At 68.9% G+C, this 10,776-nt stretch carries 12 protein-coding genes and 1 riboswitch; of the genes, 7 read left to right on the top strand and 5 right to left on the bottom strand.

Translation table 11 applies throughout. The features are described 5' to 3' along the window. Positions 1 to 11: 11 nt before the first annotated feature. Both FXF65_RS03040 and FXF65_RS03035 read right to left on the bottom strand, forming a co-directional pair. Entirely contained in the window at positions 12 to 401 is a 390-nt protein-coding gene (locus FXF65_RS03040) for a hypothetical protein (protein WP_148348106.1), read from the bottom strand. A gap of 92 nt (positions 402 to 493) precedes the next feature. Beyond that, positions 494 to 1,435: an NAD(P)/FAD-dependent oxidoreductase gene (locus tag FXF65_RS03035; protein WP_148348105.1), complete on the bottom strand. Its 942-nt coding sequence runs from the start codon at positions 1,433 to 1,435 to the stop codon at positions 494 to 496. 28 nt (positions 1,436 to 1,463) lie between these two features. Here FXF65_RS03035 and FXF65_RS03030 point away from each other — a divergent pair, with 28 nt between their 5' ends. The 6 genes from FXF65_RS03030 (at position 1,464) to FXF65_RS03005 (ending at position 5,589) form a co-directional block, all read left to right on the top strand. Further along, the gene (locus tag FXF65_RS03030; RefSeq protein WP_148348104.1) at positions 1,464 to 1,910 is read left to right on the top strand and encodes a helix-turn-helix domain-containing protein; all 447 of its coding nucleotides are present in this window, start codon (positions 1,464 to 1,466) and stop codon (positions 1,908 to 1,910) included. A gap of 95 nt (positions 1,911 to 2,005) precedes the next feature. Then, positions 2,006 to 2,833: an SAM-dependent methyltransferase gene (locus FXF65_RS03025; protein WP_222868342.1), complete on the top strand. Its 828-nt coding sequence runs from the start codon at positions 2,006 to 2,008 to the stop codon at positions 2,831 to 2,833. A gap of 31 nt (positions 2,834 to 2,864) precedes the next feature. Next, positions 2,865 to 3,128, top strand: coding sequence for a DUF397 domain-containing protein (locus FXF65_RS03020; RefSeq protein ID WP_148348102.1), 264 nt, complete (start codon positions 2,865 to 2,867; stop codon positions 3,126 to 3,128). Between the two features lie 114 nt (positions 3,129 to 3,242). Further along, the gene (locus tag FXF65_RS03015) at positions 3,243 to 4,085 is read left to right on the top strand and encodes a helix-turn-helix domain-containing protein (RefSeq protein ID WP_148348101.1); all 843 of its coding nucleotides are present in this window, start codon (positions 3,243 to 3,245) and stop codon (positions 4,083 to 4,085) included. A gap of 30 nt (positions 4,086 to 4,115) precedes the next feature. Further along, positions 4,116 to 4,313: a DUF397 domain-containing protein gene (locus FXF65_RS03010; protein WP_067892539.1), complete on the top strand. Its 198-nt coding sequence runs from the start codon at positions 4,116 to 4,118 to the stop codon at positions 4,311 to 4,313. Positions 4,314 to 4,812: 499 nt separating this feature from the next. Further along, positions 4,813 to 5,589: an ATP-binding protein gene (locus tag FXF65_RS03005; RefSeq protein WP_148348100.1), complete on the top strand. Its 777-nt coding sequence runs from the start codon at positions 4,813 to 4,815 to the stop codon at positions 5,587 to 5,589. A 59-nt stretch (positions 5,590 to 5,648) separates the two neighbouring features. Here FXF65_RS03005 and metE read toward each other — a convergent pair whose 3' ends face one another. After that, positions 5,649 to 7,895 (bottom strand): 5-methyltetrahydropteroyltriglutamate--homocysteine S-methyltransferase, encoded by a 2,247-nt coding sequence (gene metE / locus FXF65_RS03000; protein WP_148348099.1) that lies wholly within the window; start codon positions 7,893 to 7,895, stop codon positions 5,649 to 5,651. A 98-nt stretch (positions 7,896 to 7,993) separates the two neighbouring features. After that, positions 7,994 to 8,193, bottom strand: a riboswitch (cobalamin riboswitch). A gap of 710 nt (positions 8,194 to 8,903) precedes the next feature. Between metE and FXF65_RS02995 the strand changes: the two genes are divergently transcribed. Further along, positions 8,904 to 9,683: an SDR family NAD(P)-dependent oxidoreductase gene (locus FXF65_RS02995; RefSeq protein WP_342787274.1), complete on the top strand. Its 780-nt coding sequence runs from the start codon at positions 8,904 to 8,906 to the stop codon at positions 9,681 to 9,683. 19 nt (positions 9,684 to 9,702) lie between these two features. On the opposite strand, the gene FXF65_RS02990 is transcribed toward FXF65_RS02995, so the two are convergent. Beyond that, positions 9,703 to 9,894, bottom strand: coding sequence for a DUF397 domain-containing protein (locus FXF65_RS02990; RefSeq protein WP_148348098.1), 192 nt, complete (start codon positions 9,892 to 9,894; stop codon positions 9,703 to 9,705). After that, positions 9,885 to 10,694: a helix-turn-helix domain-containing protein gene (locus tag FXF65_RS02985; RefSeq protein WP_148348097.1), complete on the bottom strand. Its 810-nt coding sequence runs from the start codon at positions 10,692 to 10,694 to the stop codon at positions 9,885 to 9,887. The genes FXF65_RS02990 and FXF65_RS02985 overlap by 10 nt, the downstream gene beginning before the upstream one ends. Positions 10,695 to 10,776: the final 82 nt, after the last annotated feature.

Raw genomic sequence — 10,776 nt, 5'->3', positions numbered from 1 at the left:
TGCGGCGCCCGTCAGTCGTCGTCGGACGTGCCGTGCTGGCTGGTGGCGCCGTGGTGATGGGTCACGTGCTGGTCGCGTGCGGCGGTGTAGGCGTCGCGCCCGGCGATGACGTTCTGCGTCACCTCGACGTGCCCGCCCGCCCAGCGCTCCAGGTCGGCGGCGAACCCCTCGTCGCGCCGCGCGTACCAGCGCAGCGACTCGGCGAGTTCCTGGACGGCGGTCTCGTCGCCGGTGGACGCGGCCTCGTCCAGGCTCTCCGTCGCGCGGGCGTCGCCGTGGAACACCGACCGGATCCGCGCCAGCATCCCCGCCGTGGCCTGCTCGCCCGCGCTCTGGGCCGCGCCCGTCGCGCCCGCGGCCACCAGCGCGGCCGCCGCCTCGGACAGCGCCACAAGATCCATATTCCGCCACCTCCGCCTTCGACCCTAGTGCGGTACGACGGCGGTGAACCGGTAATTGTTCGCCATTCACGGCGGCCGGGAATGGTCGTCCGTCAAGCCGGGCGCGCGGCGAATGGGTTGGGCAGGCCGAAATCCTCGGAGATCAGGTCCTGGTCGGCGACGGCCCCGGCGAGCGTCCCGGACGCGGCCGCGCCGACCACCGCCGCCATCGGCATCGGGAACGTCGCGCGCCGCGCCATGTCGCCCGCCGCGTAGACGCCGGGGACGCTCGTCCGGGCGAACTCCTCTATTTCCACGCTGCCGTCTGGAAGCAGCGCGCAGCCGAGTCGGGCGGCGAGGTCGGAGCGCTGTCGCGGGACGTTCTCGACGAACACCGCGTCGCGGTCGAGGGGCGGGCCGTCCGCGAAGACGATTCGTTCGAGCCGGTCGCCGTCCGCGTCCAGACGGACGACGGGCTCGCACCGCACGCCGATTCCCTTTGCTTGGAATGGGACGCCGTTGGTACACAGCACCACATCGGCCGCGAACCGGCTCAATTGCAGCGCCAGTCGCACCCGTGCGGGTTCTGATCCCATGACGGCGACCGTTTTGCCGGTGCATTCGTATCCGTGGCAATAAGGGCAGTGGAAGGCGGAACGGCCCCACAATCGTGCGACTCCGGGCAGGTCGGGGAGGTCGTCCGCCAGCCCGGTCGCGAGGACGAGCCGCCGCGCCCGCACCTTTTTCCCGTCACCAGCCAGCGTGACCTCGAAAGGCGGCCCGGCGGCGACGTCGGTTATGGCATCGTCCTGAATGCGGACGGTCGGATAGGCCGACAGTTCCTTGCGGCCGATCTCCCGGAGTCGCGCGGGCGGCGTCCCGTCCCGGGTGAGGAAATTGTGGACGGCGTCGGCGGGCGCGTTGCGTCCCTCCCCGGCGTCGAGCAGCAGCACGCGGCGGTGCGTCCGGCCGAGGGTGAGGGCGGCGGACATCCCGGCGGGCCCGCCGCCCGCGATCAGCACGTCGAACGCGTCCGGTCCATCGAAGGTTGACATGGCGACGAGTCTGCAAGTTAATGTCAACATGAAGTCAAGCGCGGCGCTGCGGATCGGCGAGCTGGCCGGACGGTTCGGCCTCGCCCCGCACGTGCTGCGCCACTGGGAGGCGATGGGGCTGCTCACCCCGGCCGCGCGGGTGAACGGGCGGCGCGTGTACACCGACGAGCACGTCGTCCGGGTCATGACGATCGTCCGGGCGAAGGAGGGCGGCCTGTCGCTGGAGCAGATCCGCGCCATGCTCGACGCCCCCGGACGGGACGAGCGCCAGGCCCTCCTCCGCCGCCAGCACGCCGAGCTGGAACGGCGCATCGCGGCCCTGAACGCGTCCAAGGCGCTGATCGAGCACGTCATGGAATGCACCGCCGACGACATTCTCGAATGTCCCGGCTACCGGTGGCTGGCCGAGAATCCGCAGGCCATTGGCGATGCGCGGGGAAATTCCTGCGCCGTCGCCCCGTCCACGCACGACTGACCGCACGGGCTCGCCTCCCCTGCTGCCCTTCGCGGGATCGGCGAACTTGTTTCATAATTCGTGCATCACAAGTTGCCGCAACGGAGGCCCGACCGGTGAGCGACACAGATCAGGTTCCCCCCGGGGTCGACCCCGATATCCCCAGCCCGGCCCGAATGTACGACTTCTATCTCGGTGGCACGGAGAACTTCGAGGTAGACCGTATCGCCGCTGCCAAGGTCAAGATGGCGATGCCGGAAGCCGAAGACGCTGCGTGGGCGAATCGTGGCTTTCTGCAACGCGCGGTTCGCTGGCTCGCGCTTCATGACATCCGCCAGTTCATCGACGTCGGCGCGGGACTTCCGACCCGAAACAACACGCACGACGCGGCGCAGGTCGTCGCGCCGGAAGCGCGCGTTCTGTATGCCGACAACGACCCGATGGTGCGCGCCCACGCGCAGAAACTGCTGACCGGCGTGAACGGGACGGCCTTCATCCAGGCCGACTTCCGCGACCCGGAGGGGCTGCTCGCGCATCCCGTCACGCAGGAGACCATCGATTTCACGCAGCCGGTGGCTTTGCTGGTGGTCGCGTTGACGCATTTCGTCCCGGACGCGGACGACCCGTGGGGCGTCATCCGCCGGTACATGGACCGGTTGGCTCCGGGCAGCTATCTGGCGCTGTCCGCCGGGACGCACGACCGGCAGGCGGAGCGGGCCGTCAGCGGGCTCAAGGACGCCTACTCCAAGTCGTCGGCCAACGTCCACACCAGGTCGCGGGAGGAGATCGCGCGCTACTTCGACGGGCTGGAGATCGTCCCGCCTTACAAGGGCGCCGCGCCGGACCTCGTCTACGCGGGCGAGTGGGGCGCCGAGGACCCCGAGGCCGCCGACAGCGACGGCTCCCGCTGGTCCTACTGCGCGGTCGCGAGAAAGCCCGCCTGACCTGGGAAACGCACGTAACGAGGGGACTCGCATGACCACGAAGAAACCCACACTGGACGACCTGGGGCTCGATCCCGACACCCTGGACTGGAAGCGCTCAGGCACCGCCGAGGGCGCGATCGAGGTCGCCTTCTCCGGAGAGTGGACGTTCCTGCGCACCGCCGACGGCCCCGTCTCCGTCTTCGACGAGCACGAGTGGACCTGCTTCCTGGACGGAGTGAGGAAAGGAGAGTTCGATCACGCTGCTGCGCCCTTTCGGGGGGCGACCCCCGAACCCCCGCGGGGAACGCCGTGATCCTCGCTTCGCTGCGGTCACGGCGTCTCCGAAATCCTCCCTGTCAGCATCTGTGATTCACAAATTGGGAAGGCGTATGCTGATGGCGGGCGGAGATCAGGGGAGGTGGTTCCGGTGAGCGAGGCGTACGGGGCCACCGTCGCGAAGCGGGGCCTGGCGCGGCGTCTGCGCGAGCTGCGCGACGACGCCGGATACACCGCCAACCAGGTGTGCGACCGGCTGAACTGGGGACGCGGCAAGGTCGGCCGGTTCGAGGCGAACAACTGGGTCCGTCCCGAGCTGAGCGACATCCGCGACCTCGCGCGCATCTACGAGGGCAGCGACCTCGGCGAGCTGGAGCGCCTCGCCGGGCTGGCGCGGGAACGCGCCTGGTGGCGGGAGTATCCCGACGTCTTCGACAACGAGTTCCCGGGTTTCGAGGGCGACGCGTCCCGCATCCACGTGATCATGCCGCTGGTGCTGCCGGGCCTGCTGCAGACGCTGCCGTACATGCAGGCCCTGCTGGCGTCGGGGTTCCAGTCGCCTGAGTGGCGCGAGCGGGCGCTGCGGGCGCGGCTGCGCCGCCAGCAGATCCTCGACCGGGACGAGGGCAAGGCCCCCGAGCTGGTCGCGCTGATCACCGAGGCGGCGCTGATGTACGAGTGGGGCGACGCGGGCGACCGCCGCGCCCAGCTCCGCCACCTGCTGACCATGTCGCGGCGGCCGAACGTCGAGCTGCGGCTGCTCCGCCTGTCGGACGGCCTGCACCCCGGCATGTCGACGCTGGTCAACATCTTCCGCTTCCCCGGCGGCGAGCCGCCGCTGGTCTTCCTGGAGAACGACGCGGACATCCAGGAGATCGACACCCCCGAGAAAGTGGAGGCGTATGACCGGATCTTCGAGCAGATCCGCGCGGCGGCCCTGAGCACCGCCGACACCGCGGCACACCTGGAGAAGTCGATCGCCGCGCTGGAGTGAGTCCGGCGCGAGAGAGCGAGCGGAGCACACATGGATCTCTCTCAGGCACGATGGTTCAAGGCCACCGCGAGCGCGAGCAGCAACGGCGGCTGCGTCGAGGTCGCCGACCTCGGGACGGCCACCGGGCTGCGCGACAGCAGGACCCCGGAGGCCGGAGCGCACGTCGTCCCCCGGTCCGTCTTCGCCGCGTTCCTCGGCGACCTGCGCGCGGGCAGGTACGACCGCTGACCGGCATGCCGCGCGGCGTGGCCGACCGGAGGGCGCACGGCGCGGGCGTCCTCCGGCATCGGACCGCCGACCGGGCCGACCCCGCGGGAGCGGCTCTCCACCAGCGGGCGCGCCCGCGGTCCCGGTAGGGCGAGCGGCTCCGCGCGATCGCCGGGCCGCACACCGGATCCCCCAGGGGCTGCATCCCCTGGGGGATCTTCGCGTGTGCGGCCCTCTCTCAGGCCTCGTCAACGCTACAGCGCGGGCGGCGGGACGTCTCCGGCGCCGCCGGTACGTGTTTGGTGGGCCGTTCCGGGGCGTGGTCTGTGCGGTTTCAGGCCAGTTCGGTGAACGTCTCAGTCGTGCCCGAACAAGCTTGCTCGTGTGACGCCCCATTCTGGCCGGGATGTGCGAAGCTTTGATCTGTGAATCACACATAGCGACTCGCGGGCCTATGAGGCTCATGTCGCGATTGTCTGAAACGCGAACACAGCTCCGCGAAACCCCGAGGGTGAGCGTCATGACGAAGGCCGCAACGGAGTGCGGGATTCCCTGGAGTCTGGAGCCCGGCGGCTGCGCGGCGATCCCGCTGCCGGCGGACGAGTCGATCGCCTCCGTCGCCCGTGCCCAGGTCAGGACGCTGCTCCCGGTGCTCGGCCTCGCCGTCCAGGACGCCGACGACGTCGCCATCATGGTCAGCGAGCTGGCCACCAACGTCCTCCAGCACGCGACCCCTCGCTCCGGACGCTCCCGCGCCGAGCTGTGGGTCTACCAGCGCGCCTCCGTCCTCGGCGGGGACGAACTGGTCGTCAAGGCGTTCGACTCGCTCCGGCACTGGCGGCGTCCGCCGGAGCGAGTCGGCGGCATGCACGAGCACGGCCGCGGGCTGGAGATCATCGAGCTGCTCACGGCCGGCCGGTGGGGGCACCATCCGACGCGGTCCCGGCTCAGCACGCCGGTGGTGCGCGGCAAGGCCACCTGGTTCGCGGTGCCGGCCACCCGCACCGGCCATCCGCGTCCGCTCGCCCCCAGGACGGCCGGGACGAGCTCGATGCGCGACTTGCAGGCGATGCTCGTCCAGCGCGGCCTGCACCGGCTCGCGCCGCGGAACGAGCTGGGCGTCGCGATGCTGTCCGCGCCCGGGGAGCTGACGGTGTGGTGCGAGACGGCGACGTTCCGCTGGTGCGCCCGCTCCGGCGAGACCGGGAAACTGCCGGTCACCGACATCACCGAGGTGTGCGAGCAGCTCGTCCGGGTGTACGAAGGGCTTTCTGAAGGAGGGGACGACCGGCAGTAGAGGGGGCCGCATGGCCCGACCGCGCCGGGGGGCAGCGGACGGGCCATGCGGTGCCGGGCTCAGCCGGTCAGCTCCGCGCGGACGCGCCGCGCCGCCGCGACCAGGTTCCGCAGCGACGCCTCCGTCTCCGGGTAGGCGCGGGTCTTCAACCCGCAGTCGGGGTTGACCCACAGCCGATTCGGCTCGACGGCGAGGAGCGCGCGGCGCAGGTTCTCCTCGATCTCCTCGGCGGCGGGGACGCGCGGCGAGTGGATGTCGTACACGCCGGGCCCGATGCCGTTCGCATACCCGGCTGCGCGCAGGTCGGCGACCAGCTCCATCCGCGACCGGGCCGCCTCGACGCTGGTGACGTCGGCGTCCAGCGCACCGATCGCGCCGATGATCTCGCCGAACTCCGAGTAGCACATGTGCGTGTGGACCTGCGTCGTGTCGGCGGCGCCCGAGGTGGCGAGACGGAACGCGCCGACCGCCCAGTCCAGGTAGGCGGGACGGTCGGCGTCCCGGAGCGGGAGCAGTTCGCGGAGCGCGGGCTCGTCCACCTGGACGACGCGGATCCCGGCCGCCTCCAGGTCGGCGATCTCGTCCCGTAGCGCCAGCGCGACCTGCCGGGCGGTGTCTTCAAGGGGTTGGTCGTCCCGGACGAACGACCAGGCCAGCATGGTGACGGGCCCGGTCAGCATCCCCTTGACGGGCTTGTTCGTCAGGGACTGCGCGTAGGTAGCCCAGTCGACGGTCATCGGCCGAGGCCGCGCGACGTCCCCATGCAGAATCGGCGGCCGGACGTAACGCGACCCGTACGACTGCACCCATCCGTGCTGGGTCGCCGCGTATCCGTCGAGCTGCTCGGCGAAGTACTGCACCATGTCGTTGCGCTCAGGCTCGCCGTGCACGAGGACGTCCAGCCCGAGGTCTTCTTGCAGCGCGATGACGCGGGCTATCTCGTCCTTCATGACCTGGGTGTAGGCGTCCTCGCTGATGCGCCCGGCGCGGCGGTCGGCACGGGCCCGCCGGATCTCGGACGTCTGCGGAAACGACCCGATCGTGGTGGTCGCCAGCACGGGCAGTCCCAGCGCCTCCTGCTGCGCCTCGAACCGCACGCCCCTTTCCCCGCGCTCGCTACCGTCCAACGTTTCCAGCCGTTCGCGCACTTCTTGGTTGACCGCCGCAGGCGGCGCAATCGCATCATCAGGAAGTGGGACGTCCTCACGCAACGCCCGTCCGAGCGCGACGACCTCCCCGACCTTCTGCCGCGCGAACGCGAGCCGCTCCTTTACACCGGCGCCGAGCGCGGTCTCCGCGTCCAGGTCGATGGGGACGTGCATAAGCGAGCACGACGTGCTCACCACCAGCTGGTCGACGAGCCCGAGCAGGGACGCGCAGGTGGCCTTGGCCCGGCGCCGATCGGTGCGCCAGACGTTGCGCCCGTCCACGACACCCGCAACAAGCGTCTTGCGCGGCAGCCCACCCACCGACGCCAGTACGTCGACATTCTCGGGCCCCGCGACAAAGTCCAGCCCAACGGCCTCAACCCGGCTAGCGGCCAGAACACGCAACGCGTCCGCGTCGATCGTGCCGAAGTAAGTAGCGACCATGAGCCGGGGCCTACTCGTAAGCCGTCCGAGCCGCGCATAGGCGCTTCTCAGCGCCGCGATCTCCTCCTCCGACCGATCGGCGACAAGCGCGGGCTCATCCAGTTGCACCCACTTCGCTCCCGCCCCGGCCAAGCGCTCCAGCAGTTCGGAGTAGACGTCGACGAGCCCGTCCAGCAGATCCAGCGGACGGAACTCCTTCGGCGCGCCCTCCTCGGCCTTGGCCAGCAGAAGATAGGTGAGCGGCCCGACGAGCACAGGCCGCGTCTCGATCCCGAGCGCCCGCGCCTCCCGGAACTCGGCGAGCGGTTTGGCGGCCGACCCGTCCGCCAGCCGAAACCGCGTTCCCGGCCCAGCCTCCGGCACGATGTAGTGATAATTCGTGTCCAGCCACTTGGTCATCTCCAGCGGCGGGACGTCCTGCACGCCCCGCGCCATGGCGAAGTACCGGTCGAGCCCGCTCAGCTTCCGATACCGCTCCGGGACGGCGTCGACCAAGACACTCGTGTCGAGCATGTGGTCGTAGAACGAGAAGGTGTTGGACGGAATGGCGTCCAGGCCCGCGTCGCGCAGGGACGTCCAGACGTCGGCGCGCAGTTCCGCGCCCGTCCTGTGGAGGGCGTCGGCGTCGGCGCGTCCGGCCCAGTAGTCCTCGGTGGCGAATTTCAGTTCCCGGCGCGCCCCGATTCGGGGGTATCCGAGGATCGTGGTGTTCATGGCGGCTTCCCTCGCTGTGCCACGGGCGGACCCCGAGGAGCGCACGGCGGAGCGGACGCCGCCGACCGTCCCACGAGGCCGCAGACCACCGCGCACCAGTTGGCGCACGGGCGGAGGCAGGTCTTCGGACTCGCGGGCGCCGTGCTCGTTCCTACTGGCCGTCGCTTCCCAGGCCGTGAGGCCCAGTGCGTATGACGGCGGTCGTTCCCACTAACCGCTGCGGGGCAGTCCCGGACTCACACCGGGTTCCCTCTTACGACACTCGTCCCCGAGTGAACCATCCGCATCCCAAAGTCTACCGACCCCCAAGACCCCCACCCAAAAGGCACACGTCCGCCGAACAAGCCCCACACCCCACCAGCCTCGCCCGCTAGGGCGATAAGAACACGAATCCCGCGTGCCACTGACCGCGCCGCGTTACGGGTGGCGAACCCTCGCAGGGGCGATGAGGACTCACGGTCGTGACCGTGCTCCCCGTCCTGATCTAGTTGCGAACCCTCGTAGAGGCGATGAGGACCAGGCCGTACCGTCCGCCGTCCAGCGAGTGGTCATGTTGCGAACCCTCGTAGGGGCGATGAGGACCGCATCCGGGATAAGGACGACCCGAAAGAGTCCCCCGGTTGCGAACCCTCGTAGGGGCGATGAGGACCCCATGGTAAAGCCGCTGGCTGGACGGTGCCTAGGTGGCCGTCCATGGGGTGTGATTGCAGCGAACCTCCGGTTTTGCACGAGACCTCGGCGTGCCGCTGAAACGATCAAGGTTGATCTCGACGGCCGGCACGTCTGTAGCGTCTCAGACCGGTCCGGCCGCTCGCACTGTCTTGGGTCAGGCTTCCGTCTCCCAGGGGCGGCCAGAAGTGTGATGACGGTCTTCGCGGTGTCGGCATTTGGTCGGGAAGGTACGAGAAGGTGCCCTGGCGCTTCGCGGCGCGGTACACCGGTGTGGGCGGCGGTTGGCTCGTTCATCATGAGATTAGTGGCGATCATGGGGAGGTTGCCGAATCGGAGGTGGGTGCTGTGGGGCGGTCGTATGTCGTTACCGGTGGGGGACGTGGAGTCGGGCGGGCCATTGTCGAGCGGCTTCGGGGGGACGGTGGGAAAGTCGTCGTGATCGAGGTCGATCCGGCTGCCGTGGAATGGGCCGGGGAGTCTGCTGAAGTCATTCCGGTCGTGGGGAGTGCGGCCGATGAGAATGTTGCTGGGCGGGCCGCTGACCTGGCTCAGGAGGCGGGGACGTTTTCTGGGTGGGTTAACAACGCGGCTGTGTTTCGGGACGTTCCGTCGCCGTCCGCGCGTGAGGTGTTGGAGCTCGTTGGGTTGAACTTTGAGCCTGCGGTCGTGGGGAGCTTCACTGCCGTGCGTCGGTTTTTGGACGCTGGGACGGGTGGGGCCGTCGTGAATGTTTCGTCCCACCAGGCGCAGCGGCCGGTGCGGGGCTCGCTGCCGTATGCGACGGCCAAGGCTGCTACCGAGGGGATGAGTCGGGCGCTGGCCGTTGACTACGGCCCGTACGGTATTCGGACGAATGTCGTCGCGCTTGGCTCCATCACCACTGAGCGGTACGAGACGTTCCTCGGAAGCCAGGCGTCCGCCGAGGTGGCGCGTATTGAGAATGAGATGCGCTTGCTTCACCCGGTCGGCCGTGTCGGACGTCCAGAGGAAGTGGCCGCGACGGTTGCCTTTTTGCTTTCGGACGAGGCTAGTTTCATCAATGGCGCCGTCGTTCCGGTGGACGGCGGGCGCCATGCCGTGGGCCGCGACCCGGAAGAAGCCCCGCCACGGCCCTAGCCCACGGCATACACGCTTCCTACAAGCCAAGCCCCTTGAGCGACTCGGCGAAATGTCGGAAGTCGTTGCGGCTCACGATGAGCTTGGGACCCTCGGGATTCTTGCTGTCGCGAATGGCGACCGAATCGTTCATGGCCCCGAGCTCAACGCAGTCGCCGCCGTTCTCGGTGCTCCGGCTCGCCTTGCGCCACATCACGTTACTCAGGTCCATTTTTCCTCCATGACCTTTCGGATCAGGCTCCGGGACATGCCGACCGGCAATGCGTTGCGTCTCAACTTATCAAGGGTGTGCGCGATCTCTGCAAGGTCTTGAGGATCGTCAGTGGTGAGACCACGCACGGCCGTTTCCAGGTACGCCACCTCGCTGCGGTCCTTCATTGACGCCAGGACGAACGATCCGCCGTTGCCTGCTGGCATCCCGTCTTCGTTCACAACGACCTGGACAGTCACGTGGGGGACCTCACTCATCGCCAGCACATGTTCGAGTTGCTCGCGCATGATCTTTTGGGATCCCACGAAGTGGTGGAGCACGTGTTCGCTGAGCAGCGCGATCAGCGATGTCGGGGCGGGAACATCTCGGTTGAGGATCTCCTGCCGCGCCAAGCGCGCGAGGACCGCTTCGTCAGTGCTCAGGAATGTGCGGGCATAGCCATCGATCTGGAGGAGACCTGGGACGACGGTGTGTTGCCACGTCACGAGTAGGTCGGCTTCGATCTCTATTTCGGGCCAGTCGAACCAGGTGGGGAAGCCCATCTGGCCGTCGCCGTTGAGGTCGTCGTACAGGCCGAGGAGGACGCCGCCGGCCCTGAGTTCCGGGTCCATGATCTCGACGAACTCGCGGCGGCAGCGCTTCTTGCCGCTTTCAATTTGCGACACGAAGGACGCGGTCTTGCCGGTGCGTTGCGCGACGCGGGTCTGGCTTAACCCTGCGCGCTCCCGGTATCGCCTGAACTGCCGTCCGAATGCGGCGAGGGCAGGCGATGCCGCCGCCCTGCGTCGGGGGGATGCCATGGGCCGTCGCTCCTTAACCGGCTGGAACCGCCGATAACTGGGGCTTCAAGATCATGATCGGGATGTTGCGTCTTTCGAGATG

The organism is Actinomadura syzygii, assembly GCF_008085905.1.
GTDB classification, from domain to species: Bacteria; Actinomycetota; Actinomycetes; order Streptosporangiales; family Streptosporangiaceae; genus Spirillospora; species Spirillospora syzygii.
Note: the sequence above shows the minus strand (reverse complement) of the source record. Positions and strands in the feature narration are given on the sequence as shown.